We start from the raw sequence: 26,329 nt of genomic DNA on the forward strand, positions 1-26,329 counted from the left end.
TGGCCGCGCAGGACGACGCGACCGGCAGCAGCAGGACCATAGGAGGTTTGCATGCCCTACGAACGCAACTCGCGAGATCGCAACGCTGGCGACTATTATAGTCATCCGAACTCGAACGACTTCGGCGGCGACTTCAGCGCGACCGGCGACGCCAATCGCAGCTATTCCAGTGCCCGCGACTATGAAGCCGCTGGCGAGCGAGGCCGCAACGCCGGCTCCGATCCGCGCCGCGGCCCGGATCCCGACAGCCAGCGTGGGCGCGCCTATTACGGCAACCAGCCGCAAGGTGGGCGGGGCGATCCGCGGGGCGACCGCGATTCCGAATATCATGGCTCCTACGCGCATGACGGCCGGCGGTTCGAGGATTTCGGACGCAATCGTCATGCCGACGACGATTATCGCGATCGGGGTCGGGGGCAGGGCCGGAATCAGGATGGCCAGCCTGGCTATGGCCGTGCGCCGCAGGGTTACGATTATGACGACCGCGGCTTTATCGCGCGCGCCGGCGACGAGGTTCGGTCGTGGTTCGGCGACGACGAGGCCGAGCGGCGCCGCGAGCAGGACGCACGCTACGACGAGCGCGACGAACGCGCGCGGTCGGCGCACGAACGCGACGATCACTATCACAACTGGCGCCGCAGCCAGATCGCCGCGCTGGACCGCGACTATGAGGAATACCGCCAGGAGAACCGGTCGAAGTTCGACAACGAATTCGGCGCGTGGCGGACCGAGCGGCAGGGGCAGCGCAGTTCGTTGTCCAAGGTCGAGGAGCATATGGAGGTGGTCGGGTCGGACGGCGAGCATGTCGGTACCGTCGACAAGGTGCGCGGCGATCGCATCCTGCTGACGCGGACCGACAAGGATGCCGGCGGGATCCATCATTCGATCCCGTCGCGCTGGATCCAGCTGGTCGACACCAAGGTGACGCTCGCCAAGTCCGCCGCCGATGCCAAGGCGGCGTGGAAGGACGAGGAGCGCAATTCCGCGGAGGTCCATTATGGCGACCGGACCGGGGGAAAGGACGGCGCCCCGGCGGACGGCGATCTGACCAAGGGCCGTACGCTCGATAAGAGTTTTTCGGGCACCTACTGATACGCCGGACGATCCTGAAGGCCCGGGGCGGAAACGCTCCGGGCCTTTTCCATGGTTGCAAATCGCAACCGATCCGGCATACCGGAGTCACGAATTCCTGATGGGAGCAAGATCTATGGCACGGGCATGGGCACTGAAATCGCGGCCGAATGGCATGCCGCAGCATACCGACTTTGCGATGATCACATTGCCTGATCAGCCGCTGGCGGAGGGGCAGGTGCGGATCGCGAACCGCTGGCTGTCGGTCGATCCCTATATGCGCGGCCGGATGAACGACGTGAAAAGCTATGTCCCGCCGTTCGTGCTCGGCGAGCCGATGCAGGGCGGGGCGATCGGCGAAGTCGTCGAGAGCAACGCAGATGGCTTTGCGGTCGGCGACATGGTCCAGCACATGCTCGGCTGGCGCGACGAAGCCGTACTCCCGGCCACCGAGGTCCAGAAGCTGCCGGCGCTCGACGTCCCCGTACAGGCGTTCCTGGGGCAGCTCGGGATGCCGGGGATGACCGCCTATTTCGGCTTGACCGAAGTCGCGGCAGCCAAGTCCGGCGACACTGTGTTCGTATCGGCGGCGGCCGGCGCGGTCGGATCGACCGTGGTGCAGATCGCCAAAGCGCGCGGGATGACGGTGATCGGCTCGGCCGGCGGCGCGGAGAAATGCGCGTGGGTGAAGAGCCTCGGCGCGGACGCGGTGATCGACTACAAGTCGGGCGTGCCGATCGCCAAGGCGCTGGCGGAGGCCGCCCCCAAGGGCATCGACGTGTATTTCGACAATGTCGGCGGCGAGCATCTCGACGCGGCGCTGAGCGCGGCACGGATGCACGCGCGGTTCGCGATCTGCGGGATGATCGACGTCTACAACAGCGGCGCCGCGACCGAGTTGCGCTATCTGGCGCGGGTGATCGGCAATCGCATCCAGATCCGCGGGTTCATCGTCAGCGACTTTTTCGACCGCCGCGACGCGTTCGTCCGCGATATGGGTGCGATGCTGGCATCGGGGACGCTGAAGCGCGAGGAGACGGTGATCGAGGGTCTCAACGCGATGCCCGACGCGTTCCTCGGGCTGTTCACCGGCGGCAACAAGGGCAAGATGCTGGTGCGGGTCTAGAACAGCTCGCCCTGCGGTCCGCGGGGGGGGCGGAACAGATCGCGGCGGAGCGGCACGCGGTCGCGGTTGAGGTCGTGCTTGCGGACCGCGATCGCGAAGCGCGTGCGCATCAGCTCCGCCCACGGGCCCTGGCCCTGCATCCGGGTGAAGAAGTTGGAATCGTTGTCGCGGCCGCCACGCAGCGACTGGATCGTTGCCATCACTTTCCCCGCGCGGTCGGGGAAATGCTCGTCGAGCCAGGCGCGGAACAACGGCGCGACCTCCCAGGGCAGCCGCACCGGAAGGAAGAACACGTAGCGCGCGCCGGCCTCCGCAGCGCGCGCTACGAGGTGTTCGATCTCGTGGTCGGTGATCGCGGGGATGACCGGCGCGATCGAGACGTTGACGGGTATCCCGGCATCCGCGAGCCGGCGCACCGCGGTCAGCCGGCGTTCCGGCGTCGGCGCGCGCGGCTCCAGCGTGGCGGCGATCTTCGGGTCGAGCGACGTGATCGACAGCGTGACCGAGACCAGCCCCTTTGCTGCCATCGGTGCGAGCAGGTCGATATCACGGACCACGCGATCGGACTTGGTGGTGATCCCGAGCGGGTGGTCGGTCTCGGCCAGCACCTCGATCACGCTTCGCGTCACGCGCCAGTCGGTCTCGATCGGCTGATACGGATCGGTGTTGGTGCCCAAGGCCATCGGCGCGACGACATAGCCAAGCTTCGACAGTTCGACACGCAGCAGCGCCGCGGCATCGGGCTTCGCGAACAGCTTGCTCTCGAAATCGAGGCCGGGGGACAGGTCGTGATACGCGTGGCTCGGCCGTGCGAAGCAGTAGATGCAGCCATGCTCGCAGCCGCGATAGGGATTGATCGAGCGATCGAAGCCGATGTCGGGCGAGGTGTTGCGCGAGATGATCGTGCGGGGGTGTTCGACGGTGACGGTAGTGCGACGGCGTGCGGGCTCGCCGTCGATGTCGCCGCGCGTGTCGAGCCAGTCGCCATCCGCCTCGGTCTGCGGCAGGTTGAACCGTGCGCTCGCCTGGTTCCCGGTTGCGCCTCGACCTGTGCTCTTCGACATCTCGCTACAAGAACATACAGCGAACAAAGGTGCAAGCGTCGATGGAATGGATGGTCTATTTGGCTCGTGCATGTCGCTCAGCACCGAGATTGACGGCTGTAGCCCTGCGAATCGCGTCCGAGCCGATCAGGACGTCATGGTGCAGGATGGCCGTGCGCCATCATACCGTCGATCTTGCTCTTGGGCATATTGATCAGCAGCCCGTTCTTGTTCTTCGCAAGGGACGAAAAATCTACCTCGACGCTACCGACTGCGCTCGCCACGGTCGCGAAACCCTTGCCGACGGTCTCGACTTTGCCGATCACGAGTCCCTTGGCGTCACGGACGTCCAGCCCCTGCACGATGTCCTTCGGCGACACCGGGACAGGCCGCATGGTCAACCGGCTGGAGTCGGCAACGCCGACGTAGAAATCACGGAAATTTTGCTGGCGGTTGAATTCGCTCGTGCCGCTGTTGTTCGGCCCGTTTCCCTGCCCTGATCCTTGTTGAGCGTGGGCTCCGGTTGCCGATGCAAGAACAGACGCAATCACCGCGAGCAAAAACCTACGCATGTCATCCCCCGACATTTTATCAGGTAAGCTTATCCTGATTCCGGGTTGTCGACAATAGTTCGAAGTGGTGAGGCGGCAGGGTGCATTCGATGACTAAAGCGCAGGCAGACTATCAGCCGAGAATTCCTTTGCCGCTCTTAGGAGCGCATTGGCAGCGCCGCTCGCGTCCTGATTTGACTGAACGATTAGAGCCGTATTCCCTCGCTTCAGAGCGGTCAGTGCCGCTTGTAGCTCTGGATCCCAGCCTGCGCTGGGATGTCGGGACTGGGGATGGGCGCGCGCGCTAACGAGGTACAGTTACTGTGAGTGGGCAGGGGAGTGCCCCGACTTACCGTTCAAGCAACCGCGGCATCAGTTCGACGAAATTACACGGCTTGTGGCGGCTGTCGAGCTGGTCCTTGAGGATACCGTCCCAGCCGTCCTTCACCGCGCCGGTCGAGCCCGGCAGCGCGAAGATATAGGTGCCGCGGGTGACGCAGGCGCAGGCGCGCGACTGGACCGTCGAGGTGCCGATGGTCTGGTAGCTGAGCATCCGAAACAGCTCGCCGAATCCGGGGATCATCTTGTCGGCGATGCGCTCGATCGCCTCGGGCGTGACGTCGCGGCCGGTGACGCCGGTGCCCCCGGTGGTGATGACGACGTCGATCTCGGGATCGTCGATCCAGCTGTGCAGCCGGGTGACGATGACGTCGGCGTCGTCCTTTTCGATCCGGCGGTCTGCCAGCACATGCCCTGCCTCGGTCAGGCGTGCGACTAGGATGTCGCCGGAGCGATCCTCGGCCAGCCCGCGCGTGTCCGATACGGTCAGGACCGCGATCCGGACCGGGAGGAACGTCGCGCTCAGGTCAATCGGCATGCGTGACCGTGGTGGATCGCGGACTGACCGCGGCGTTCACCGCAACCGTGTGCAACGGCGTGATGCTGGCGCTGGCGCGTACATTCGGCGACGCGTTCATTCGCACCATCGTCGCGCCGGGAAGCCCCGGGAAGCGCGGCCACATGCCCTGCGCCAGCGCGGAGCGGCTGACCGACGCCTTCTTGCCGCCCTGCGCCTCGTACATCCAGTAATTGCGCATCACCGTGGTGACATAGCCGCGCGTCTCCCAATACGGGATGCTCTCGATATACAGCAGCGGATCGCCGTTATCGTGGACGATCGCGTTCCAGTCGCCGACCGGGCGGGGGCCGGCATTATAGGCAGCGATCACCTTTGGCAGCAGCCCGCCGGTGACGCCCGTCATGTCGCGCAGCCGCTCGAGGTGGCGCTGGCCGATATCCATGTTGGTCGATGGCTTGGTCAGCGCGACCTTGTCGATGAAGGTACCGCGCTCGCGGGCGAAATCGGTCGCGGCGGCCGGCATGATCTGCATCAGGCCGTAGGCGCCAGCCGCGCTCGTCACCTTGTTGCGGAACCGTGATTCCTCGAGCGTGTGCGCATAGACCAGCGCCTTTTCTACGCGCCAGCCGCTGTCGGGCGTCCAGTTGGGGGTCGGGTAGCGAGCGTCGGCGGCGGCCATGAAGCCTTGCGGGCAATTGTGTGCGAGCCAAACGGTGGTCGCGGGCAGGCTCAGTGCTTCGGCGACGCGTACCAGGCTCGGGAATTCGGCGGGGGCGCCGATCTTGGCCTGCTGGCGGATTACGTCGTCGGCCAGATCGGTCTCGCCGACCTCGACCAGCGCGGCGGCGACCTTCACGTTCTGGCGCTTGTCGAGCACCAGCCAGTCGGCGGCAACACGACCGGTCACGCGTGCCGGCTTGTCCTTGATCGACAGCGCCTGGCGCGCGAGCTGGCCGTAGAAGCTCTCGGAGAATTGCGCGGCGGCCTTCAGCCGGCCCTCGATCTTGTCGGGGCGGCCGCAGGCCATGTCGGCGCGCGATGCCCAGTATAGCGCGGCGCTGCGCATATCGACATCCGCGGCGCGGCCGGCGACGCCCTCGAAACCGGCCTCGGCATTGGCGCAGTCATTCTGCCGCCATGCCGACAGCGCGCCGACCCAGCGCGCCTGGATCGCCCAGTCGCCGCTGCCATTCTCGGCCTTGGCGGCCATCGTGCGCGCATTCGCATCGTCGCCGCGCAGGAAATAGATCCACGCGACGCGCTGCTGCCACTCGGTCAGCGCGTCGGGGGACAGGCCCGGTGTGCTGTCGAGCAGCGCCTGCGCCTCGGGACCCATATCGGCCTTGACGAACGGCTGCATCCGGGTCGCGAGATCGGCCGCGATCAGGTCGCTTTTCACGCTCTTGGCATGCAGGCGGCGGGGCGCGCCGTCCTGCCAGATCAGCCGCTGCGCCTCGGGCAAGACGGGCAGGTCGACCGCGCCGCGTGCCTTGGCAAGGCGGGCGATATCGGTCGCTTCGGGGAGATCGGGGGCTTCGGCGAGCAACGCCATCAGCGGTGCCAGTTCGATCCGCGGGGAGCCCTTGGCGGTGTAGAGTTCGGCGCGCGCGATCGCGTGCAGCGGGCCGGGCTTCATGGTGTCGAGCTGGATCTGCGCGTCGGTCCATTTCTGGTCGCGGATCGCGGCGAAGACACGGCGATAGGCATCGCGTTGTGCCGGGTCGAGCTGCTCCGGGATCACGTCCGCCTTGGAACCACCGGCGAACCGCGCGTCCGTTGCAGGCTCAGGTGCTGCCGGTGCCGGTTCCGCGGCGGCGAGCGCCGGGTGTGCGAGCGTGGCAAGCGCCGCTGCAATGACGATCCGCTTCATGCGTCCCAATTCCGCATCAACATCTGCAAATCCCTCCAGGCCTCGGCTTTCGCCGCGGGCTTCTCGATCAGAAACCGCGGGTGGAAGCTCGCGACCGTCCCCGTCTTTCCAGTCTTATGGTTAAACTCGTGTAAACGCCCCCGCGCATTCGATAAATCCGTCCCGAGGATGGCACGGCTCGCCGCATTGCCGAGAACGAGCAACCGTTTGGGCGCGATCAGCCCGACGTGATGCTGTGCGATCGCCGCAAGCTGTGCCTCGGCCTCCTGCTGGACCCGCCCGGCGGTCGGGCGTTTGGCGCACACCGACGTCAGGTGCACGGCGTCGCGCGCGAGCCCGATCGCAGCAAGCATCCGGTCGAACAGGCGCCCCGCCGGACCCGACAGCAGTGTCTCGCCGTCGTCGCGCTCGGGACAATCCACCAGCACCATCAGGTCCGCAGTCGCAGGACCCGTAGCGGCAAACGCGATGCCGCCCCAGTCTGCCTCGGGAACCGCCGGGCCGTTCCGCCAGGTCAGGAAGTCGGCGAGTAGCGCGGGCATTTCGGTCGGTGCCGCAACCGGCGCGGCGATCGCCTGGGGCGCCGGGGCGCCCGGGATCGACGCTGCCGGAACGGGTTCGAATGGCGCCAGCCAGTCGCGCGGGGCATCGTCGACCATCGTGTCGACGCCGGCATCGTGCCACCATTCCAGCGTGCTGGCGGCCAGCGCCTGCCATCCGATATGCTGGTCTGCCCCCATCCGCCTTCTATGCTGTGCGGTTGACGCGGCGGTCAACTCGCGCAATCGCCATATTGGACAATATGGTGCTGGCCCGCGCCCGACCGAACGGCGTTTGGCCCGCATCCCGGGAGACGATGATGAGTGACCGTGAATCGATGCCGTACGACGTGGTGATCGTCGGCGCTGGCCCTGCGGGCCTGTCGGCAGCGATCCGGCTGAAACAGGTCGCCGCTGAGAAAGACGCCGAGATTTCGGTCTGCGTGCTCGAAAAGGGGTCCGAGGTCGGCGCGCACATCCTGTCGGGCGCGGTGATCGACCCCAAGAGCCTCGACGAGCTGCTGCCGACTTGGCGCGACGACGGCTGTCCGCTGGCGGAAGTGCCGGTGACGGAGAACCATCACTGGGTGCTGAGCAAGACCGGCAAGACCAGCCTGCCGCACCTGCTGACGCCGTCGTTCCTGCACAACAAGGGCACCTATACCGGCAGCCTTGGCAACCTGTGCCGCTGGCTCGCCGGCAAGGCCGAAGAACTCGGCGTCGAGATTTTCCCGGGCTTTGCGGCAGCCGAAGTGCTGTTCAACGACGACGGCTCGGTGAAGGGCGTCGCGACCGGCGACATGGGGGTCGCGCGCGACGGCACGCACAAGGCGGACTATACGCCCGGCCTGGAACTGCACGCGAAATACACGTTCTTCTCGGAGGGTGTGCGCGGACACCTGACCAAGGAACTGATCCGCAATTTCGACCTCGCCAAGGATAGCGATCCGCAGATCTACGGCCTCGGCGTCAAGGAATTGTGGGACATCGACCCCGCGCTGCATGCGCCCGGCCGGGTCATCCATACGCAGGGCTGGCCGCTCAGCGAGACCGAAGGGTCGAACGGCGGCGGCTGGATCTATCACCAGGCGAACGGGCAGGTCTCGATCGGCTTCGTGACGTGGCTAGGCTACACCAATCCCTATCTGTCGCCGTTCCAGGAGATGCAGCGCTGGAAGACGCATCCCGAGGTCGCGGCTTTGCTCAAGGGCGCCAAGCGCGTCAGCTACGGCGCGCGTGCGATCTCCGATGGCGGGCTGCAGTCGATCCCCAAGCTGGTGATGCCGGGCGCGGCGCTGATCGGCGACTGCGCGGGCTTCCTCAACGTGCCGCGGATCAAGGGTACGCATACCGCGATGAAGTCCGGGATGATGGCCGCGGAGGCCGCCGTCGACGCGATCCTGTCGCAGCGCCAGCATGACGAACTCGCCGCCTATCCGCAGGCGTTCGACGGATCATGGGTCAAGAAGGAGCTGTCGGTCGTCCGCAACGTCGCGCCGCTGGTCAAGAAGTTCGGCGACATGCTCGGATCGGGACTGGCGGGGATCACGATGTGGCTCGAGCATTGGGGCATCAGGGTGCCCTTCACGCTGCACCATCATCCCGACCACGAGAGCCTGTGGCGCAAGGACATGGTCAAGCCGATCGTCTATCCCAAGCCCGACGGCGTGCTGACCTTCGACCGGTTGTCGTCGGTGTTCGTGTCGAACACCAACCACGAAGAGGACCAGCCGGTCCACCTGACACTGAAGGACCCCAACATCCCGGTCGACTACGACCTGCCGATGTACGACGAGCCGGCGCAGCGCTATTGCCCGGCCGGGGTGTACGAGATCGTTGGCGAGGATGTCGGCGACCCGAAGTTCGTGATCAATGCGCAGAACTGCGTCCACTGCAAGACCTGCGACATCAAGGACCCGACGCAGAACATCAACTGGGTTGTGCCTGAGGGTGGGGGCGGGCCGAATTACCCGAATATGTAGGCGGCCTGCGGGGATGTATGCATTTCCCCGGCGAAGGCCGGGGCCCAGTTGGGAAAGCGGTGCAATGACGGACCATCCCTCATCGCCAACGCCCCAACTGGGCCCTGACCTGCGCCGGGGAACAAGTAAGAACGACAGGGACGCGACCAATCAAGCCTTCAACCTTCAACTACGCCCTGACCCTCGCGCTCCTGGTCGCCACCCCGGCGTTCGCCGACCCCGGTGACCTCGCCGCCTACGTCAAGGCGCGCGCTGCCGACGCCGATGGCGCGGTCGACATCGCCGCCGCCAACTACGCCCGCGCGCTGTCCGCGGCGCCGCACGATCCCGTCATCGCGATCCGCGCCTATCGCGAGGCGCTGGAAGCCGGCGACATCGCGCTCGCGACCCGCGCCGCCACCGCGCTCGATGCCGCCGGGGTCGCGCCGTCCGACGCCGCGCTGCTGCCGCTTGCCGAGGCGGCGCGGCGCGGCGATGCCAAGGGCGTCGCTGCGGCGATCGCCAAACTCGGGACCGGTCCGCTCGGGGTATTGGCGCCTGCGCTGACCGGCTGGACCGCGTTCGCGCGCGGCGGCGACCCGGCGCCCGCACTGGGGGCGACGACCAAGGACCTCGTCGCCGCCCGCTTCGCGACCGAAACCCGCACGCTTCTGCTGATCGCGGCGGGGCAATATGACGCGGGTGTCGCCGCGCTTGGAAACGACCTGCGCGTCGCCGCCGCGCAATTGCTGTTCGGCAAAGGCCAGGACGAAGCCGCGCGGAAACTCATGGTCGGCAGCGACCCGACGATCGTCGCGCTGCGCCGCGGTGCGCCCGCCAAGCCGACGCTCGGCTTCGGCGTCTCGCGCATCCTGGTCCGCGTCGCCGGCGACCTCGCTGGCGCGACGCCGACGCCGCTGTCGATCGCGCTCGCCCAAGCGGCGCTGACGGCCGACCCTTCGTATGACCGTGCGCGCATCCTGCTCGCCGACGCACTGGGGAAGGGCGGGGCGGTCGCGCGCGCGCTCACGGTACTGGACGGCATCGATGCGAACGGCCCCTACGCTAGCGCAGCCGCCGCCGAACGCGTCGTCGTCCTCACCACCGCTGGTCGCGATGCCGAGGCGCTCGCGATCGCCGCTGCGCGCGCCGAACGGGTCGATGCCGACGCCTACGACTGGCAACGCTACGCCGACCTGTTGATCACCGCCGACCGCCCGGCCGACGCCGTGCCCTATTACCGCCGAATGCTCGACGCCGGCGATCGGGACGCCGACAGCCAGCACGCGTGGACCGACTGGCTGCAATATGGCGGCGCGCTCGACCAGGCGGGGCGCTGGCCCGAAGCGCGCGAGGCGCTTGCGAAAGCCGTCGCGCGCGCGCCGAACCAGCCGCTCGCGCTCAACTATCTCGGCTTCGCGCGGGTCGAGCACGGTGAGGACATGGTCGGCGCGACCCGGTTGCTGGCGCACGCCGCGACGCTCGATCCCGACAATGCCTCGATCACCGACTCGCTCGGCTGGGCCTATCATCTCGGCGGTAACACGCGGCGTGCGCTGCCCTTGCTCGAACGCGCGGCGGTGGCGGAGCCTGCGAACAGCGAGATCGGCGAGCATCTCGGCGACGTCTATTGGACGCTGGGGCGCCGCTACGAGGCGCGCTACGCGTGGCGGGCCGCGGCCCTGACCGCGACCGGCGACGACGGGCGGCGGCTGGCGACCAAGATCGCGGATGGCTTGTTGAGCGGGTCGCGGCGATGATCGTCGAGATCGCACCGGCGAAGATCAATCTCGCGCTGCACGTCCGGCGCCGGCGCGTCGACGGCTATCACGACATCGAGACGCTGTTCGCGTTCGCGCGCGACGGTGACACTATCTTGGTGGAAGCGAGCGAGTCCGACCGCTTCACGATCGTCGGGCCGTTCGCCGCCGGGTTGCGCGCGGAGGCGGACAATCTCGTCACGCGCGCGGCCGCCGCGTTCGGCAAGACGTTCGGCATCGCCGATGCGCATGCGATCACGCTCGACAAGCGACTGCCGATCGCGTCCGGCATTGGCGGCGGGTCGGCCGATGCGGCGGCGACGTTGCGCGCGCTGGCCCAGCTGCACGCGGTGCCGCTGGACAGTCAGCGTCTCTACGCCATTGCAGCGGCGCTCGGCGCCGACGTCCCGGCATGCCTCGATGGCCGCACCACGCTCGGCACCGGCAAGGGCGACGCGCTGGTCGCGATCCCGGGGCTGCCGGACACCCCGCTGCTGCTCGTCAATCCGGGCGTCGGCGTCTCGACCGGCGCGGTCTTTGGAACCTGGGACGGCATCGACCGCGGCGGCATCGGCGAGGGCGACCTGCTCGCGCGCGCGCTGGCCGGTCGCAACGATCTGGAGCCGCCCGCCCGCGCGCTTGCACCGATGATCGGCGACGTCCGCGCGATGCTCGATGCGGCACCCGGCGTCCTGCTGTCCCGGATGTCGGGGTCGGGCGCGACCTGCTTCGCGCTGTTCGACAGCGTGGCCGCTTGCGCCACCGCAGCGGCAAGCGCGCGCGAACGCGCGTGGTGGAGCCTCCAGACCGCGTTGACCTGAGACGGTCGGACTTTAATGATCGAAAACCGATGTTCCGCTATTGTTCTCGTAGAACAAACGCGATACATGGGCCGTGACGCGTTGAACGTATCGCGCGCTTGGTCTAGCGATGGAGCTTCCCGATGGCCGCAAGTCTGAAAGTGATCGATACCGGTATGGCAACAGCCACCACAGACCGCCAGAAGGCGCTCGACGCCGCGCTGGCCCAGATCGACCGCGCGTTCGGCAAGGGCTCGGCGATGCGCCTGGGTTCGAAGGAGACGATGCAGGTCGAGGTGATCTCGACCGGCTCGCTCGGCCTCGACATCGCGCTCGGCGTCGGCGGCTTGCCGCGCGGCCGCGTGATCGAGATCTACGGGCCGGAAAGCTCGGGCAAGACGACGCTGGCGCTGCATGTTATCGCCGAAGCGCAGAAGGGCGGCGGCACCGCGGCGTTCGTCGATGCCGAGCACGCACTCGACCCGGTCTATGCCAAGAAGCTCGGCGTCAACATCGACGAACTGATCGTGTCGCAGCCCGACACCGGCGAGCAGGCGCTCGAGATCGTCGACACGCTGGTGCGGTCGAACGCGATCGACGTGCTCGTTATCAATTCGGTCGCGGCACTGGTGCCGCGCGCCGAAATCGAGGGCGAAATGGGCGACAGCCATGTCGGCCTGCAGGCGCGCCTGATGTCGCAGTCGCTACGCAAGCTGACCGGCTCGATCAGCCGTTCGCGCTGCATGGTGATCTTCATCAACCAGCTGCGCATGAAGATCGGCGTGATGTACGGCAACCCGGAGACTACGACGGGCGGCAACGCGCTGAAATTCTACGCCAGCGTCCGTCTCGACATCCGCCGCACCGGCGCGATCAAGACCGGCGAGGAAGTCGTCGGCAACCAGACCCGCGTGAAGGTCGTGAAGAACAAGGTCGCGCCGCCGTTCAAGCAGGTCGAGTTCGACATCATGTACGGGCAGGGCGTCTCGAAGCTCGGCGAGATCCTCGACCTTGGCGTGAAAGCCGGGATCGTCGAGAAGTCGGGCGCGTGGTTCAGCTACGACAGCGTGCGCCTTGGCCAGGGTCGCGAGAATTCGAAAACCTTTCTCAAAGACAATCCCGACATGGCCGACCGCCTCGAAAAGGCGATCCGCGCGCGCACCGACAAGGTCGCTGAAGAGATGATGGCGGGACCGGAGGCCGACGACGATATCTGATCCAGCGATATTTGAGCCGGCGTTCTGCTGGTTCGGTAACAGGTAAAAGAACAAGGGCCTGCCGGCATGGCGGGCCCTTTTCGTGTGCGTATCCTGACACGGAGGATACCGCTTCCAGGTTGCCCCAGGCGCGCGAGTTACGGCACGACCGTAACGGGACAGGCCGACAACGATATCCGGTCCGGAGCCTGCTGGCTCGGCGACAGATCTCAAGCGCCCGCCGGCACGTCAGGCCTTTTCGTGCGCATGCGTCCGACGCGAAAAATGTCGCCCCGCCGTCTGCCGGTTGCGCGAATTACGGACTGGCCGTCGATTTGACAGGCCGGTGCCGGCATGTCGGCATGTTGGCGCACCAAGAGGACACGAGCGGTGCGAGCTTATGGCGGCGGCTACGAACACGCTAGCGTTGGTGTCGGTGAAATGCGCACGACAGTCAGTGGGTACGGGTCCTACCGGTATAGGTGCCGAGGAAATGATCGCCGTCTAGATATTCGCGGGGCGTTCAGAGCGGCGGTTGCTGCCGCCTCGTCGGCCTTGTGCGTCGTCGTGTTCAGCCGACGGGAATCCACCGGTCCGACGATAGATGAAAAAGCAATGCCCTGTCGACGCGACGAACCCTTTCGTGCGCATGCATCATGCGACGGGAAGTCGCCTCGCAGTTTGCTATACGGTCGCGCGAGTTACGGCGCGCCCGTATACGGGACGGGCTTGATGATAGCGCGGATACGGAAGCGTTGATCCCAGTGGCATGCGTACGAAAGCCGATCGGTGCCGGTCAGGCCTGCGCCGGTGCCAAGGCGTCGGCGATGATCTTCGTGTAAATATCGGTCAGAGCGTGCAGGTCGGCGATCGCTACCGCTTCGTCGACCTTGTGCATCGTCGCGTTCAACAGACCGAATTCGACCACTGGACACAATTTCGAGAGAAACCGCGCATCCGATGTGCCGCCCGTCGTCGAAAGCGTTGGCGTCAGTCCTGTGACGTGATCGATCGCGTCTGCCACCAGGGCCGAGAATGCGCCGGGTGCGGTCAGGAAGGCTTCGCCCGATACGCGACCCGTCACGGTCGCGCCGTGTGCGGCAGCCAGCGCGCCGATGCGGGCGACCAGCGCGTCCCCGCTATGCAGGTCGTTGAAGCGGATGCTGATGCGCGCCGATGCCTTTGCCGGGATGACGTTGGCGGCGGGGTTGCCGACGGCGATGTCGGTAATCTCGATGTTCGACGGCTGGAACCAGTCGGTGCCGTCGTCGAGTACGATCGCCTCGATCGCTGCAAGCAGTGCGACTAGCCGCGGGATCGGATTGTCGGCGAGGTGGGGATAGGCGACGTGACCTTGGCGCCCCGCGACCTCAATCCAGATGTTGACCGAGCCGCGGCGGCCGATCTTGATCATGTCGCCAAGCTTCTCGGTCGAGGTCGGTTCGCCGACCAGGCACAAGTCGGGCGCCAGCCCGCGCGCCGCCATCCGATCGGTCAGCGCGCGCGTGCCATAGGTGGCGGGCCCCTCTTCGTCGCCGGTGATGATCAGCGACAGTGTGCCTGAGTTGCTGCGACCGGCGGCAGCGACGAAGGCGGCGACCGCGCCCTTCATGTCGACCGCACCGCGACCGTAGAGCAGTCCGTCGCGGATCTCGGCGGACCAGGGCCACCAGCCTTCGCCGGCCGGCACCACGTCGACATGCCCGGCGAACGCGAAGTGCCGGGGGCCGTCGCCGCGCACCGCGAGCAGATTCTCGACCGGGCCGTCGGGCGCCTCGCCGACCACGAAGCGATCGACCGCGAACCCGATCGGCAGCAACGCCGCCTCCAGCACGTCGAACACGCGGCCGCGGGCCGGGGTGACGCTCTCGGCGGCAATCAGAGCCTTGGTTAGTTCGACGACGTCGGGCACACAGCCTCCCACATGAAGTGGAGGCGGCATTGCCCAAGCTCGATCTCGATACAATCCCGCAGACCAACGCGACCGGCTATCCGGCGCCGTTCGATGCCGCGGTGGCGGGGCGCTGGTATCGTCGTCTCGCGCCGGCCGCCTGCCTGACCGAGTTCGGCGTCAGCCACGTCACGCTCGCACCCGGTGCGTGGTCGTCGCAGCGCCACTGGCACGCGACCGAGGACGAGTTCGTCGTGATGCTCGCAGGGGAGGCGGTGCTGGTCGAGGACGATGCGGAGACGATGCTGCGCGCCGGCGACGTCGCCGCCTTTCCGAAAGGTATCGCGAACGGCCATCACCTGCAGAACCGCAGCGACGCGCCGTGCGTGTTCGTCGCGGTCGGCGCAGGCCCGCGTGGCGACGGCGACTATCCCGACATCGATATGCGCTTCGGCATCGCAGGCTATTTCCACAACAACGGGACGCCGTACAACAGCGAGCGACTGCGCTAATCCAGAACGGCGACTCAGGTCGCGGCGGGCTGTTCGAACTGCTCGATCACCCAATCCTCCTCCTGCGCGCCGGCGATCCAGTCCTGCATGAAGGGGTGATCGAACATCGCCTGCATATAGCCCTGGGCAAAGCGGGCGATCGGCAGCTGGTAGGTGACGATGCGGGTGACGACGGGCGCGAACATGATATCCGCCGCGCCGAACTGACCGAACAGGAAATCGCCGCCGCCGCCGAACCTTGCGCGCGCCTGTGCCCATAGCTCCATGAGTCGCTGTAGTTCGGCGAGGACGTCGTCGTCGGGGCGTATTGCGGGGAACACCTGGCGGATGTTCATGCTGTGTTTCCGCCGCAGCGCCTGGAAGCTCGAATGCATCTCGGCCGCCATCGACCGCGCCATCGCCCGTGGGGCGTCCTCGGCAGGCCAGAATCGATCTCGGCCGACCTTGTCCGAGAGGTATTCGACGATCGCCAGGCTGTCCCAGACGACGGCGTCGCCGTCCCACAGGATCGGAACCTTGCCCGACGACGGCGCGAACTCGTCGCCTTCGCGGCGCTTGTCCCACTCGGCGTCGTAGAGCGGCACGACGACTTCCTCGAACGCCAGCCCCGATTGCTTGCAGGCGAGCCAGCCGCGGAGCGACCAGGACGAATAGGCCTTGTTGCCGATGATCAGTTTCATGGGCGTTGGACTAGCGACGTGAGCGGACGGCGGCAACCACCCGGTACGAACCGTCAAATGCGGTCGCGAGAATGTTTGCCGCGGCGGACCGCGCCGCTCTACAGGTGTCTGACAACGGGTGGTTTATGTGTGTTTGCTTGATGATGTATCTGGTTGCGTTGGCGAAATGATCGAGAGCGGGTCGCATACGCCCGGGGTGTCGGTGGCGGCGTTCAGGCTGCCGGCGAATGCCGCGTTGCGCTTCGAACAGCCGGATGTTCGGCTGGCCGGGTATCTGACGGATTATCACGTGCTCGATTCGGTGGAGCCCGACGGCGTGCCCGCGGTGGACTGGATGCTGCCGAGCTGGCCGGCGATCCGCATCTTCCTGTCGGAGCGGCGGCTGGCGGTCACGCTGCGGCGGCGGACCTATGATCCGATCCCGGTCGCGTCGCTGTACGGAACGACCAGCCAGGCGATGGAGGTAACGACGAATGGCGGCGTGACGATCGGGGTCGGCATCAGCGCGCTGGGCTGGGCGCGGCTGGTGCGACGACCGGCGGACGGGTTTCGCGACCGGATCACGCCGCTCGGCGAAGTACTGCCGCCGGCGATCGTCGATGCGCTCGTCGCCCGGCTGCGCGCGTCGGACCAGGGTCCGGCGGTAAAGGGGATCCTCGACGATTTCTTCCTCGAGCATCTCGGCCCGCCGAACCCGGACGAGCCGGCGATCCGCCAACTGGCGGCATTGATCGTCGATGACGAGACGCGGGACCTGCCAAGCGCCGCGGCGGCCGCGGGGATCAGCGAGATGCAGCTGCGACGGCTGTCGACGCGCTATTTCGGGTTTCCGCCCAAGACCCTGCTGATCCGCACGCGGTTCCTGCGGTCGTTCCTGCGGATGCTGGCGGCGGGCGGGCGGGCCGATTATTCGCTGATCGCGCGGAGCTATCACGACGTGCCGCATTTCCTGCGTGACGCGGAGCATTTCCTGGGCATGACGCCGCGGCGATTCATGGCGCTCGACACGCCGAAGCTCGATGCGGTGCTGCGCGCGCGGGCGGCGGTGCTGGGCGCAGCGACCAGCGCGTTGCAGCCGACGCGCTGATCAGGCGGGCCGGTCCGCCTCGATCGGCGGCCGGTCGCGCAGGATCAACGGCCGCAGCCGCACGCCCAGGCAGATCATCGTCGGCCAGAACAGCGTGTTGGCGATATCGAGCGAGGTATCCTCCCACCGCCACGACCCGAAGTTCAGCCGGTCCATGATCTCGTTGAACGCCTCGCCGGCCGCCACCACCCACCACGGGATGAAGGTGCCGAACGATCGCCGCGTGATCAGGCGGGCGATCATCAGCAGTGCCAGGCCGGCATGGATGTGCAGGATCGTGTCGGGCAGGCCGGTGCCGTCGCCGATCCAGTCGATCATCCGGTGGTACTGGGCTGCGATCACGTCTCACTCCGCGGCCGGGATGCCGCAGCGGCTGCTTAGGAGCGCGATCGGACAGGGGCAATCGCTTGTACCGCGTTGCAGCATGGCGCCGGTCCGGTCGCGCGGTGCGGCGGCTGGCCGATATGTGGTCAGAAAAGAGCGGAAATCCCGGCCCATGGCGTGTAGAAGCGCCGCAGAGCCGGCGGTATTCCGACCGCGACGAGACAGAGGATGCCATGCGGACGATCGAGAATCTGGTGAACGGCGCGGCTAGCACCGTCGAGCGCTTCGGCGACGTGTTCGACCCCAATTCGGGTGACGTGCAGGCGCGCGTGCGGCTGTCGGGTGCGGTCGACCTCGATGTCGCGGTCGCCGCGGCGCAGGCCGCACAGCCAGCCTGGGCGGCGACCAACCCGCAACGCCGGGCGCGGGTGATGTTCGAGTTCAAGCGACTCGTCGAAGCCAACATGGACGAACTGGCGACGTTGCTGTCGTCCGAACACGGCAAGGTGATCGCCGATTCGAAGGGCGACATCCAGCGCGGGCTCGAGGTGATCGAGTTCTGCTGCGGCATCCCGCACATCCTCAAGGGCGAATACACGCAAGGCGCGGGGCCGGGGATCGACGTCTATTCGATGCGACAGCCGCTCGGCATCGGTGCCGGGATCACGCCGTTCAACTTCCCGGCGATGATCCCGTTGTGGATGTCCGGCGTGGCGATCGCGACCGGCAACGCGTTCATCCTGAAGCCCAGCGAACGCGATCCGTCGGTGCCGGTGCGGCTGGGCGAACTGTTCCTGGAGGCGGGGCTGCCCGCCGGGATCTTCCAAGTGCTGAACGGCGACAAGGAAATGGTCGACGCGATCCTCGATCATCCGGCGATTTCGGCGGTCAGCTTCGTCGGATCGTCCGACATCGCGCACTACGTCTATCGGCGCGGTGTCGCCGCGGGCAAGCGCGTGCAGGCGATGGGCGGTGCGAAGAACCACGGCATCGTCATGCCCGACGCCGACCTCGACCAGGTCGTTGCCGACCTCTCGGGCGCGGCGTTCGGCTCGGCTGGCGAGCGCTGCATGGCGCTGCCGGTGGTGGTGCCGGTCGGCGAGAAGACCGCGGTGGCGCTGCGCGAAAAGCTGCTCCCGGCGATCGCGGCGTTGCGGGTCGGCGTGTCGACCGATGCGGAGGCGCATTACGGCCCGGTGGTGAACGCCGCGCACAAGGCGCGCGTGGAGGCCTGGATCCAGACCGGCGTCGACGAGGGCGCTGAACTGGTCGTCGACGGCCGCGGCTTCGCGCTGCAGGGGCATGAAAAGGGCTTCTTCATCGGACCGTCGCTGTTCGACCACGTCACTACCGACATGTCGGCGTACAAGGAGGAGATCTTCGGCCCGGTGCTGCAGATCGTCCGTGCGGCGGACTTCGACGAGGCGGTGCGGCTGCCGAGCGAGCATCAATATGGCAACGGCGTCGCGATCTTCACCCGCAACGGCCACGCTGCGCGTGAGTTCGCGGCACGGGTCAACGTCGGCATGGTCGGCATCAACGTGCCGATCCCGGTCCCGGTGGCGTATCACTCCTTCGGCGGCTGGAAGCGCAGCGCGTTCGGCGACACCAACCAGCACGGCATGGAGGGCGTGAAGTTCTGGACCAAGGTCAAGACCATCACGCAGCGCTGGCCGGACGGCTCCGCGCTGCCAGCGATGGCCGAGGATGGCGGCCCGGCGCGGAACAACGACGCGTTCGTCATTCCGACGATGGGGTGAGGGGTGCCGTCCGCTTATCCCGTCATCCTGGGCTTGACCCAGGATCGAGAGCCACGGGTGCCGACGCTCGTGGCTCTGGATCCTGACTTTCGTCAGGATGACGGTGGGAAGAGCGGGTCGAAGCCCCAATCTTCAGCCAAGTCACGCCAGGTCGGGTTGTCCGTTTCGATCAGCTCGATCTTCCATGACCGCTTCCAGACCTTCAGCTGCTTCTCTCGGGTCATCGCTGCATCCATCGTGTCGGCCATCGCGAACCACACAAGGCGTTTGATGCTGTACCGTTTGGTGAACCCCTTAAAGAGTTCGTCGCGATGTTGAACGAGGCGCGCCATCAGGTTCGAGGTTACGCCCACATAGAGCGCGCCGTTCCTGAAGTTTGCCAAGATATAGACCGCCGGTTGCCGTTCCATCACCTGACCTCCCCCGTCATCCTGACGAACGTCAGGATCCAGGGTAATGAAGCGCAACACCTCGTAACCCTGGATCCTGACGTTCGTCAGGATGACGGAAGAAGAAGACGATGACCAACCAGTTCGACCTTACCGACGACCAGCGCGAGATCCAGGATCTGGCGCGACGCTTCACCGCCGACCGGATCACCCCGCATGCGGCCGAGTGGGACGAGAAGCACATCTTTCCGCGCGACACGATCAAGGCCGCGGCCGACCTCGGCTTCGCGTCGATCTATGTCAGCGAGGAGAGCGGCGGGATCGCGCTCGGGCGGCTCGAGGCGGCGCTGATCATGGAGGCGATGGCGTATGGCTGCCCCTCGACCTCGGCGTTCATCAGCATCCACAACATGGCGTCGTGGATGATCGACCGGTTCGGGTCGCAGGCGGTCAAAGACAAGTACCTCCCCGACCTGGTGACGATGGAGCGGCTCGGCAGCTATTGCCTGACCGAACCCGGCTCGGGCTCCGACGCGTCGGCGCTCAAGACGCGGGCGGTGAAGGATGGCGACGACTGGATCGTGACCGGGTCGAAGCAGTTCATCTCGGGCGCCGGCGAGAACGAGGTGTACGTGACGATGGTCCGCACCGGGGAGGATGGGCCGAAGGGCATTTCCTGCCTGGTGATCGAGAAGGACATGCCCGGCGTGTCGTTCGGCGCGAACGAGAAGAAGCTCGGCTGGCATTCGCAGCCGACCCGGCAGGTGATCTTCGACGGCGTCCGCGTGCCGGGCGAGAACCTCGTCGGCGGCCTTGGCGAGGGCTTCCGGATCGCGATGATGGGGCTGGACGGTGGGCGGCTCAATATCGGCGCGTGTTCGCTGGGTGGTGCGCAGCGGTGCCTCGACGAGGCGATCGCGTACACCAAGGACCGGAAGCAGTTCGGCAAGGCGATCGCCGATTTTCAGAACACGCAGTTCACGCTGGCGGACATGGCGACCGAACTGGAGGCGGCGCGCGCGCTGCTCTATATCGCGGCGGCGAAGGTGACGGCCAATGCGCCCAACAAGACCACGTTCGCGGCGATGGCGAAGCGGCTGGCGACCGACACCGGTTCGTCGGTGGTCGACCGCGCGCTGCAACTGCACGGCGGATACGGGTATCTGCAGGACTATCCGATCGAACGCTTCTGGCGCGACCTGCGCGTGCATTCGATCCTGGAGGGGACCAACCAGGTGATGCGGATGATCGTCGGCCGCGAGCTGACGCGGCAATGAGCCTGCGCAGCTTTGCTCGTTCCTTCTGCTCCGCGTCTCCGCGTCTCCGCGTGGATCAAGAATCTTTTCACGCGGAGACGCGGAGACGCGGAGACGCGGAGATGATGTTCGGGAGGTGAACGCGTGACCGATGATCTGATGGTCGAGAGTGAAGGGCCTGTCGGCCGGATACGGTTGAACCGACCGAAGGCGTTGCACGCGCTGAACCTCAGCATGTGCGAAGCTGTGCTCGAAGCGCTGGAGACTTGGCGGGGCGATGCGGCGGTCGAGGTCGTGACGATCGACCATGCGGAGGGCCGCGGGTTTTGCGCGGGTGGCGATATCCGGATGCTCGCCGAAAGCGGCGCGGGCGACGGCGTCGCGGCGCGCGCGTTCTTTCATGCCGAGTACCGAATGAACCACCGGCTGTTCACCTATGCCAAGCCGACGGTCGCGTTCATGGACGGGATCACGATGGGTGGCGGGGTCGGGCTCGCGTCGCCGTGCCGGTTCCGCGTCGCGACCGAGAACACGAAGTTCGCGATGCCGGAGACCGGGATCGGGCTGTTCCCGGATGTCGGCGGCGGCTGGTATCTGTCGCGGTTGCCGGGACGGATCGGGCAGTATCTGGCGCTGACCGGTCACCGCCTCGACGGCGCGGAGTGCCTCGCGCTCGGGCTGGCGACGCATTATCTGCCGGGTACGGCGTTGGACGCGGCCAAGGCGGGGCTGGCCAGGACGCCGCAGGATATTGTTGGCGTGCTGGACCCGCTCGCTGCGGCGCCACCGGCTGCGCGCATCCTCGACGACAAGCCGATGATCGACCGGCTGTTCGCGTCGGACGTGCTGGAGGATATCTACGCCGTGCTGTCCGAGGACGGTGGCGAATGGGCGACCGCGACGCTGGCCACGCTGAAGACCAAGTCACCGCAGACGTTGAAGGTTTCGCTCCGCTTGCTCGCGGAAGGTGCGGTGATGCCGACCTTCGAAGACGAGATGCGCCAGGAATATGCGGTCGGCGCACACGTCGTGCAGCGCCACGACTTCATCGAGGGCGTGCGGGCCGTGATCGTCGACAAGGACCATGCGCCACGCTGGGACCCGGCGACGCCCGAGGGCGTGAGCGATCACGTCATCGACCAGATCTTCGCGCCTTTGCCCGACGACGAGGCATGGACGCCACAATGACTGTTCACCCGCGAAGGCGGGTGCCCAGTCTGGGTCCCCGCCTCCGCGGGGATACAAGGAGAGTATAAGTGACCTACGAAACCATTCTCGTCGAAAAGCGCGACCGCGTGACGCTGGTCACACTGAACCGGCCACAGGCGCTCAACGCGCTCAATTCGCAGATCCTCGCCGATCTGCTGGCCGCATTTGCCGCGTTCGATGCGGATCCGAGCCAGGGCTGCGCGGTGCTGACCGGATCGGCCAAGGCGTTCGCGGCCGGCGCGGACATCAAGGAGATGCAGGCGCAGGGCTTTGCCGACATGTACGCGACCAACTTCTTCGCCGGCTGGGAGCAGTTCACGCGAACGCGGAAGCCGGTGATCGCAGCGGTCGCGGGCTTCGCGCTCGGCGGCGGATGCGAGCTGGCGATGATGTGCGACTTCATCCTCGCCGCGGATACCGCGAAGTTCGGCCAGCCCGAGGTGAAGCTGGCGGTATCCCCCGGCATGGGCGGATCGCAGCGCCTGACGCGTGCGGTCGGCAAGGCCAAGGCGATGGAGATGTGTCTGACCGGCCGGATGATGGGCGCCGAGGAGGCCGAACGCGCCGGGCTGGTCAGCCGCATCGTGCCCGCCGACGATCTGGTCGAGGAGGCCGTGAAGACCGCCGCGACCATCGCCGCGATGGCGCCTCTCGCGGTGCTGGCGAACAAGGAAATGGTGAATGCGGCGTTCGAGACCGGGCTTAGCATGGGCGTGCAGTTCGAGCGGCGGCTGTTCAACGGCCTGTTCGGAACCGCGGACCAGAGCGAGGGCATGGCCGCGTTCGTCGACAAGCGCGCGGGCGTTTGGACGGGTAGATAAGACCGTCATCCTGACGAAAGTCAGGATCCAGAGTTGCGGGCGGTGCGCTCAGGGCTCTGGATCCTGGGTCGAGCCCAGGATGACGAAGAAGAATAGGAGAGAGACATGGCACGCATCGGCTTCATCGGGCTTGGCAACATGGGTGGCGGAATGGCCGCGAACCTGGCGAAGAAGGGGCACGACGTCCGCGCCTTTGACCTTTCCGCCGATGCGTTGGCCCGCGCGGAAACCGCCGGCTGCCTAGCGGTCGGCTCCGCGGTCGAGGCGGCCGAGGGGGCCGAGGCGATCGTCACGATGCTCCCCGCCGGGCGGCATGTCGCCGAAGTCTATGAGGCGCTGTTCGGCGTGGTCGCGCCGTCGGCGATCCTGATCGACTGTTCGACGATAGATATCGCAACGGCGAAGGCGGTCGCGGTCGCGGCGCAGGGGCGCGGGATGGCCGCGGTCGACGCGCCGGTCTCGGGCGGTATCGCCGCGGCGAACGCTGGCACGCTGACCTTCATGGTCGGCGGTTCCGCAGAGGAATTCGATCGTGCGCGCCCGTTCCTGGCCGACATGGGCAAGGCGGTGATCCATGCCGGTGCCAACGGGGCGGGCCAGGCGGTCAAGATGTGCAACAACATGCTGCTGGGCGCGACGATGATCGCGACATGCGAAGCGTTCGCGCTGGCGCAGAAACTGGGGCTCGATCCGCAGACATTCTACGACATTTCGTCGGTCAGTTCGGGGCAGAGCTGGTCGATGACGTCCTATGCGCCGTTGCCCGGGGTGGGGCCGGAGACGCCGGCGGATCACGACTATCAGGGCGGATTTGCCACCGCGCTGATGCTGAAGGATCTGCGGCTGGCGATGGCGGCGGCGAGGGACGCCGGGGCGCAAACGCCGATGGGGTTAAAGGCGGCGGAACTGTACGAGGCGTTCGCCGCCGACGGGCAGGGTGGGGTCGATTTCTCGGGGATCATCCGGACGTTCCGGTCATCCTGACCTCCGTCATCCTGACGAAAGTCAGGACCCAGAGCCAAGCAGCGCTGCGCTGGGTTACCCTGGGTCCTGACTTTCGTCAGTATGACGGCAGGATCAGAGGAAGCGGATCAGCATCAACAGCAGGCCCAGGATCGACACCAGCCAGCATAGCGAGCGAATGTATTTCACCCCGAACAGATACAGCGGCACGTACACGATCCGCGCGACGAACCAGATGATTGCACCGATCGCGCCGATGCCGCCGGTACGGTCCGATACCGCGAGCCCGAGCGCGAGCGCGACGAAGATCGGATAGGTCTCCTGGAAATTGGCGAGCGCGCGCGCCGCCCGGCCTGCATATTCGCCGAGCGGCTTTTCATCGCCGTCGCGCGGGCCCGCATTCCAGTCGGTACCGCGCTCTCGGGTGACCAGCTGGCCCTGCAGCATGATGTAGGCGAACAGCATAACGGTCGACCATCCGAGCAGGATCAGTTCGGTCGGAAGCGCGGTCGGGTCTGGCATGCATGGTCCTTTGGTTGTCCGCGCTGGAACGCGGGGAAGGGGAGGTTGTTGCACCCGCTTCCGTCATGTCCCGCCTAGCCCGGTACTCAGGTTACCGGCGGCGGGATTCGTGGCCCTGGGTCCTGACTTTCGTCAGGATGACGAGGGACGACATTACACGTACCGCGGGATGGGCCCGATCTGCGGGGTCTGATCAGGCAAGTCGACCACCTCGTCGTCGACATAGCACCAGCCCCAGCCTTCGGGCGGGTCATAGCCCTCGATGATCGGATGCCGGGTCGCGTGGAAATGCGCGGTGGCGTGGCGGTGCGGGGAGTCGTCGCAGCAGCCGACATGGCCGCAGGCCCGGCACAGCCGCAGGTGGACCCATTCGCTGCCGATCTTCAGGCACTCCTCGCAGCCCCGCGCGCTGGGGGTCACGTCGCGGATCGTATCCAGGTGGGTGCACATCACGGCGTCTCCTTGCGGTCCGCGATCGCGGCATGGATCTGGGCAACGACCGCGGCACCTTCGCCGACCGCGGCGGCAACCCGCTTGGTCGAGCCCGCGCGGACGTCGCCGATCGCGAACACGCCGGTCCGGCTGGTCTCCAGCGCCAATGCGCCGCGACCGGTGACGATGAAGCCCTTGTCGTCGGTCTCGACGCACCCTTGCAGCCAGCCGGCATTAGGGTCGGCGCCGATGAACAGGAAGACGTGGCGCAGGTCGCAGTGCGTCGTGCTGCCGTCCTTGTGGCGGTATGTCGCGCCGGTCAGCCCGCCGGCCCGGTCGCCTTCGAGCCCGGTGATCTCGGCGCCGACATGCAGCACGACATTGGGCAGCGCGGCGATGCGGTCGATCAGATAGCGCGACATCGTGGCTTCGAGCGGGCGGCGCACGACCAGATGCAGACGCTTCACGCGGGGGGCGAGGAACACCACCGCCTGACCCGCCGAATTCCCGCCGCCGACCAGTGCGACCTCCTCGCCCTCGCACAGCCGCGCCTCGATCGGCGACGCCCAATATGATACGCCGGCGCCCTCGAACGTCGCGAGATCGGGAATGTCGGGACGGCGATAGCGTGCGCCCGACGCGACGATCACCGCGCGCGCCTGCAACCGGCGATCCTCGCTGAGGTCCAGCACCAGCGGATCGCCGGCCGGGCGGGCGTCGTCGCAGTCCAGCCTGGCGACGCAGAGAGGGATGGCGATCACCGCACCGAACTTCAGCGCCTGGTTGAACGCGCGGCCTGCAAGCGCCTGACCCGAGATACCGGTCGGGAAGCCGAGGTAATTCTCGATCCGCGACGACGCGCCGGCCTGGCCGCCGATCGCGCGTTCGTCGAGGACGATCACGGACAGCCCCTCCGATGCCGCATAGACCGCCGCTGCGAGGCCCGCCGGTCCGGCACCGACGACCGCGACGTCATAGACCGTGTCCGGATCGATGTCGGGCGTCATCCCCAGGCAGGCCGCGATTTCCGCGTCGCTCGGCGCCTTCAGGATCGACCCGTCGGGACAGACGACCAGCGGCAATTCGTTCGGCAACACCCCGATCCGCTCGATCAGCGCGTGTCCCTCGGCATCGGATGCCGCGTCTAGCACGAGGTTCGGCCAGCCGCTGCGCGTGAGGAAACCCTGCAGGCGGACGATATCGGGGCTGCCCGGCGTGCCGATCAGGATCGTACCCGCGCCGCCTTCCTCGATCAGTGCTACCCGGCGCAGGATCAGCGCGCGCATCACGACCTCGCCGACATCCGCCGAACCGACCATCAGGGCGCGGAGATGCGCAGGGTCGAACGGCAGCGCGGTGCAGCCGTCGGCACCCGCGGTTCCGGCGGCGATCGATGGACGTCCGGCAAGCTGGTTGACCTCGCCGGTGAACTGGCCGCGGCCATGGGTCGTGACCGGTGCCTCGTGGCTCAGCCCGTCGCGGCGGACCACGTCGATCGACCCCTTGAGGATCAGCCAGCTGGGGGCGCCCTGTTCACCGATCGCGTAGACGATTTCGCGGGCTTCGAACCGGCGTTGCGGCCCGCTCGCGAAGCGGCTCGCCATCTCGATCTGGGCGGTGTCCAGCACCGGGAACATCTGGTGCTGCCGGGTATCGATGGTGGCGGTCATGACGCGGCTCCGGGGCTGGCGATGTGGGGTTCGACGT

Annotated in this window: 26 protein-coding genes; 13 read left to right on the top strand and 13 right to left on the bottom strand. The window is 66.9% G+C overall.

The genetic code is table 11. The annotated features are described in order from the left end of the window. The first annotated feature begins 51 nt into the window (after positions 1-51). Together SJY20_RS07215 and SJY20_RS07220 are read left to right on the top strand one after the other, a co-directional pair. Positions 52-1,092 (top strand): DUF2171 domain-containing protein, encoded by a 1,041-nt coding sequence (locus tag SJY20_RS07215; RefSeq protein WP_380785976.1) that lies wholly within the window; start codon positions 52-54, stop codon positions 1,090-1,092. Between the two features lie 115 nt (positions 1,093-1,207). Next, positions 1,208-2,197: an NADP-dependent oxidoreductase gene (locus SJY20_RS07220; protein WP_380785977.1), complete on the top strand. Its 990-nt coding sequence runs from the start codon at positions 1,208-1,210 to the stop codon at positions 2,195-2,197. On the opposite strand, the gene SJY20_RS07225 is transcribed toward SJY20_RS07220, so the two are convergent. The 5 genes from SJY20_RS07225 to SJY20_RS07245 all read right to left on the bottom strand — a co-directional run bounded on the left by SJY20_RS07225 (position 2,194) and on the right by SJY20_RS07245 (position 7,260). Then, positions 2,194-3,261, bottom strand: coding sequence for a PA0069 family radical SAM protein (locus SJY20_RS07225; RefSeq protein WP_380785978.1), 1,068 nt, complete (start codon positions 3,259-3,261; stop codon positions 2,194-2,196). The genes SJY20_RS07220 and SJY20_RS07225 overlap by 4 nt on opposite strands. Positions 3,262-3,395: 134 nt before the next feature. Further along, the gene (locus SJY20_RS07230; RefSeq protein WP_380785979.1) at positions 3,396-3,812 is read right to left on the bottom strand and encodes a hypothetical protein; all 417 of its coding nucleotides are present in this window, start codon (positions 3,810-3,812) and stop codon (positions 3,396-3,398) included. A gap of 328 nt (positions 3,813-4,140) precedes the next feature. Then, positions 4,141-4,668 (bottom strand): molybdenum cofactor biosynthesis protein B, encoded by a 528-nt coding sequence (gene moaB, locus SJY20_RS07235; RefSeq protein ID WP_380785981.1) that lies wholly within the window; start codon positions 4,666-4,668, stop codon positions 4,141-4,143. After that, a complete protein-coding gene (locus SJY20_RS07240; protein ID WP_380785982.1) occupies positions 4,658-6,520 on the bottom strand; it encodes a transglycosylase SLT domain-containing protein in 1,863 nt (620 codons plus the stop codon). The genes moaB and SJY20_RS07240 overlap by 11 nt, the downstream gene beginning before the upstream one ends. Beyond that, the gene (locus SJY20_RS07245) at positions 6,517-7,260 is read right to left on the bottom strand and encodes a uracil-DNA glycosylase (protein WP_380785983.1); all 744 of its coding nucleotides are present in this window, start codon (positions 7,258-7,260) and stop codon (positions 6,517-6,519) included. Before SJY20_RS07245 ends, SJY20_RS07240 begins: the two co-directional genes overlap by 4 nt. A 119-nt stretch (positions 7,261-7,379) precedes the next feature. Here SJY20_RS07245 and SJY20_RS07250 point away from each other — a divergent pair, with 119 nt between their 5' ends. Further along, positions 7,380-9,041 carry a 4Fe-4S dicluster domain-containing protein gene (locus tag SJY20_RS07250; protein WP_380785984.1) on the top strand — a complete coding sequence of 554 codons (1,662 nt, stop codon included), beginning with the start codon at positions 7,380-7,382 and terminating at the stop codon, positions 9,039-9,041. 346 nt (positions 9,042-9,387) lie between these two features. On the opposite strand, the gene SJY20_RS07255 is transcribed toward SJY20_RS07250, so the two are convergent. Continuing rightward, entirely contained in the window at positions 9,388-9,522 is a 135-nt protein-coding gene (locus SJY20_RS07255; RefSeq protein WP_380785985.1) for a hypothetical protein, read from the bottom strand. A gap of 49 nt (positions 9,523-9,571) precedes the next feature. On the opposite strand from SJY20_RS07255, the gene SJY20_RS07260 reads away from it, so the two are divergent. The 3 genes from SJY20_RS07260 (at position 9,572) to recA (ending at position 12,797) form a co-directional block, all read left to right on the top strand. Next, on the top strand, positions 9,572-10,780 hold the full coding sequence (locus tag SJY20_RS07260; protein WP_380785986.1) for a tetratricopeptide repeat protein: 1,209 nt from the start codon (positions 9,572-9,574) through the stop codon (positions 10,778-10,780). Then, complete coding sequence (locus tag SJY20_RS07265; RefSeq protein WP_380785987.1) at positions 10,777-11,601, top strand: 4-(cytidine 5'-diphospho)-2-C-methyl-D-erythritol kinase; 825 nt, start codon at positions 10,777-10,779, stop codon at positions 11,599-11,601. The genes SJY20_RS07260 and SJY20_RS07265 overlap by 4 nt, the downstream gene beginning before the upstream one ends. Before the next feature lie 122 nt (positions 11,602-11,723). Continuing rightward, the gene (gene recA / locus SJY20_RS07270; RefSeq protein ID WP_380785989.1) at positions 11,724-12,797 is read left to right on the top strand and encodes a recombinase RecA; all 1,074 of its coding nucleotides are present in this window, start codon (positions 11,724-11,726) and stop codon (positions 12,795-12,797) included. 775 nt (positions 12,798-13,572) lie between these two features. Here the strand turns inward: recA and dapE are convergent. Next, positions 13,573-14,718, bottom strand: coding sequence for a succinyl-diaminopimelate desuccinylase (gene dapE / locus SJY20_RS07275; protein ID WP_380785990.1), 1,146 nt, complete (start codon positions 14,716-14,718; stop codon positions 13,573-13,575). On the opposite strand from dapE, the gene SJY20_RS07280 reads away from it, so the two are divergent. Beyond that, on the top strand, positions 14,718-15,179 hold the full coding sequence (locus SJY20_RS07280; protein WP_380785992.1) for a cupin domain-containing protein: 462 nt from the start codon (positions 14,718-14,720) through the stop codon (positions 15,177-15,179). The two genes, dapE and SJY20_RS07280, sit on opposite strands and share 1 nt — an antisense overlap. Positions 15,180-15,193: 14 nt before the next feature. On the opposite strand, the gene SJY20_RS07285 is transcribed toward SJY20_RS07280, so the two are convergent. Then, positions 15,194-15,859, bottom strand: a complete 666-nt coding sequence (locus SJY20_RS07285) for a glutathione S-transferase family protein (RefSeq protein WP_380785993.1) — start codon at positions 15,857-15,859, stop codon at positions 15,194-15,196. A 166-nt stretch (positions 15,860-16,025) separates the two neighbouring features. On the opposite strand from SJY20_RS07285, the gene SJY20_RS07290 reads away from it, so the two are divergent. Continuing rightward, positions 16,026-16,946 carry a helix-turn-helix domain-containing protein gene (locus SJY20_RS07290; protein WP_380785994.1) on the top strand — a complete coding sequence of 307 codons (921 nt, stop codon included), beginning with the start codon at positions 16,026-16,028 and terminating at the stop codon, positions 16,944-16,946. Here SJY20_RS07290 and SJY20_RS07295 read toward each other — a convergent pair whose 3' ends face one another. Then, positions 16,947-17,288, bottom strand: coding sequence for a hypothetical protein (locus SJY20_RS07295; RefSeq protein WP_380785995.1), 342 nt, complete (start codon positions 17,286-17,288; stop codon positions 16,947-16,949). A gap of 215 nt (positions 17,289-17,503) precedes the next feature. Here SJY20_RS07295 and SJY20_RS07300 point away from each other — a divergent pair, with 215 nt between their 5' ends. Then, positions 17,504-19,030, top strand: a complete 1,527-nt coding sequence (locus SJY20_RS07300) for a CoA-acylating methylmalonate-semialdehyde dehydrogenase (protein ID WP_380785996.1) — start codon at positions 17,504-17,506, stop codon at positions 19,028-19,030. Positions 19,031-19,122: 92 nt separating this feature from the next. Here SJY20_RS07300 and SJY20_RS07305 read toward each other — a convergent pair whose 3' ends face one another. Continuing rightward, positions 19,123-19,500, bottom strand: a complete 378-nt coding sequence (locus tag SJY20_RS07305) for a GIY-YIG nuclease family protein (protein WP_380785997.1) — start codon at positions 19,498-19,500, stop codon at positions 19,123-19,125. 50 nt (positions 19,501-19,550) lie between these two features. On the opposite strand from SJY20_RS07305, the gene SJY20_RS07310 reads away from it, so the two are divergent. The 4 genes from SJY20_RS07310 to mmsB all read left to right on the top strand — a co-directional run bounded on the left by SJY20_RS07310 (position 19,551) and on the right by mmsB (position 23,689). Further along, positions 19,551-20,696: an acyl-CoA dehydrogenase family protein gene (locus SJY20_RS07310; protein WP_380785999.1), complete on the top strand. Its 1,146-nt coding sequence runs from the start codon at positions 19,551-19,553 to the stop codon at positions 20,694-20,696. A 138-nt stretch (positions 20,697-20,834) separates the two neighbouring features. Beyond that, positions 20,835-21,863: an enoyl-CoA hydratase/isomerase family protein gene (locus SJY20_RS07315; protein ID WP_380788602.1), complete on the top strand. Its 1,029-nt coding sequence runs from the start codon at positions 20,835-20,837 to the stop codon at positions 21,861-21,863. A gap of 68 nt (positions 21,864-21,931) precedes the next feature. Further along, positions 21,932-22,705, top strand: a complete 774-nt coding sequence (locus SJY20_RS07320) for an enoyl-CoA hydratase (protein ID WP_380786000.1) — start codon at positions 21,932-21,934, stop codon at positions 22,703-22,705. Positions 22,706-22,810: 105 nt separating this feature from the next. Further along, the gene (mmsB, locus tag SJY20_RS07325; protein ID WP_380786002.1) at positions 22,811-23,689 is read left to right on the top strand and encodes a 3-hydroxyisobutyrate dehydrogenase; all 879 of its coding nucleotides are present in this window, start codon (positions 22,811-22,813) and stop codon (positions 23,687-23,689) included. Between the two features lie 93 nt (positions 23,690-23,782). On the opposite strand, the gene SJY20_RS07330 is transcribed toward mmsB, so the two are convergent. The 3 genes from SJY20_RS07330 to SJY20_RS07340 form a co-directional block, all read right to left on the bottom strand. Continuing rightward, the gene (locus SJY20_RS07330) at positions 23,783-24,190 is read right to left on the bottom strand and encodes an MAPEG family protein (RefSeq protein WP_380786003.1); all 408 of its coding nucleotides are present in this window, start codon (positions 24,188-24,190) and stop codon (positions 23,783-23,785) included. 153 nt (positions 24,191-24,343) lie between these two features. Next, entirely contained in the window at positions 24,344-24,640 is a 297-nt protein-coding gene (locus SJY20_RS07335) for a UBP-type zinc finger domain-containing protein (RefSeq protein WP_380786004.1), read from the bottom strand. Continuing rightward, the gene (locus tag SJY20_RS07340) at positions 24,640-26,292 is read right to left on the bottom strand and encodes an FAD-dependent oxidoreductase (protein ID WP_380786006.1); all 1,653 of its coding nucleotides are present in this window, start codon (positions 26,290-26,292) and stop codon (positions 24,640-24,642) included. Before SJY20_RS07340 ends, SJY20_RS07335 begins: the two co-directional genes overlap by 1 nt. Positions 26,293-26,329 lie beyond the last annotated feature (37 nt).

The organism is Sphingomonas sp. R86521 (genome assembly GCF_042466235.1).
Classification (GTDB): domain Bacteria; phylum Pseudomonadota; class Alphaproteobacteria; order Sphingomonadales; family Sphingomonadaceae; genus Sphingomonas.

Bases quoted from the DNA above. Each gene is read 5' to 3' on its own strand.
- SJY20_RS07215 (WP_380785976.1), top strand. From the start codon at position 52: ATGCCCTACGAACGCAACTCGCGAGATCGCAACGCTGGCGACTATTAT.
- SJY20_RS07220 (WP_380785977.1), top strand. From the start codon at position 1,208: ATGGCACGGGCATGGGCACTGAAATCGCGGCCGAATGGCATGCCGCAG.
- SJY20_RS07225 (WP_380785978.1), bottom strand. From the start codon at position 3,261: ATGTCGAAGAGCACAGGTCGAGGCGCAACCGGGAACCAGGCGAGCGCA.
- SJY20_RS07230 (WP_380785979.1), bottom strand. From the start codon at position 3,812: ATGCGTAGGTTTTTGCTCGCGGTGATTGCGTCTGTTCTTGCATCGGCA.
- moaB (WP_380785981.1), bottom strand. From the start codon at position 4,668: ATGCCGATTGACCTGAGCGCGACGTTCCTCCCGGTCCGGATCGCGGTC.
- SJY20_RS07240 (WP_380785982.1), bottom strand. From the start codon at position 6,520: ATGAAGCGGATCGTCATTGCAGCGGCGCTTGCCACGCTCGCACACCCG.
- SJY20_RS07245 (WP_380785983.1), bottom strand. From the start codon at position 7,260: ATGGGGGCAGACCAGCATATCGGATGGCAGGCGCTGGCCGCCAGCACG.
- SJY20_RS07250 (WP_380785984.1), top strand. From the start codon at position 7,380: ATGAGTGACCGTGAATCGATGCCGTACGACGTGGTGATCGTCGGCGCT.
- SJY20_RS07265 (WP_380785987.1), top strand. From the start codon at position 10,777: ATGATCGTCGAGATCGCACCGGCGAAGATCAATCTCGCGCTGCACGTC.
- recA (WP_380785989.1), top strand. From the start codon at position 11,724: ATGGCCGCAAGTCTGAAAGTGATCGATACCGGTATGGCAACAGCCACC.
- dapE (WP_380785990.1), bottom strand. From the start codon at position 14,718: ATGCCGCCTCCACTTCATGTGGGAGGCTGTGTGCCCGACGTCGTCGAA.
- SJY20_RS07285 (WP_380785993.1), bottom strand. From the start codon at position 15,859: ATGAAACTGATCATCGGCAACAAGGCCTATTCGTCCTGGTCGCTCCGC.
- SJY20_RS07290 (WP_380785994.1), top strand. From the start codon at position 16,026: ATGATCGAGAGCGGGTCGCATACGCCCGGGGTGTCGGTGGCGGCGTTC.
- SJY20_RS07300 (WP_380785996.1), top strand. From the start codon at position 17,504: ATGCGGACGATCGAGAATCTGGTGAACGGCGCGGCTAGCACCGTCGAG.
- SJY20_RS07310 (WP_380785999.1), top strand. From the start codon at position 19,551: ATGACCAACCAGTTCGACCTTACCGACGACCAGCGCGAGATCCAGGAT.
- SJY20_RS07315 (WP_380788602.1), top strand. From the start codon at position 20,835: ATGGTCGAGAGTGAAGGGCCTGTCGGCCGGATACGGTTGAACCGACCG.
- mmsB (WP_380786002.1), top strand. From the start codon at position 22,811: ATGGCACGCATCGGCTTCATCGGGCTTGGCAACATGGGTGGCGGAATG.
- SJY20_RS07330 (WP_380786003.1), bottom strand. From the start codon at position 24,190: ATGCCAGACCCGACCGCGCTTCCGACCGAACTGATCCTGCTCGGATGG.
- SJY20_RS07335 (WP_380786004.1), bottom strand. From the start codon at position 24,640: ATGTGCACCCACCTGGATACGATCCGCGACGTGACCCCCAGCGCGCGG.
- SJY20_RS07340 (WP_380786006.1), bottom strand. From the start codon at position 26,292: ATGACCGCCACCATCGATACCCGGCAGCACCAGATGTTCCCGGTGCTG.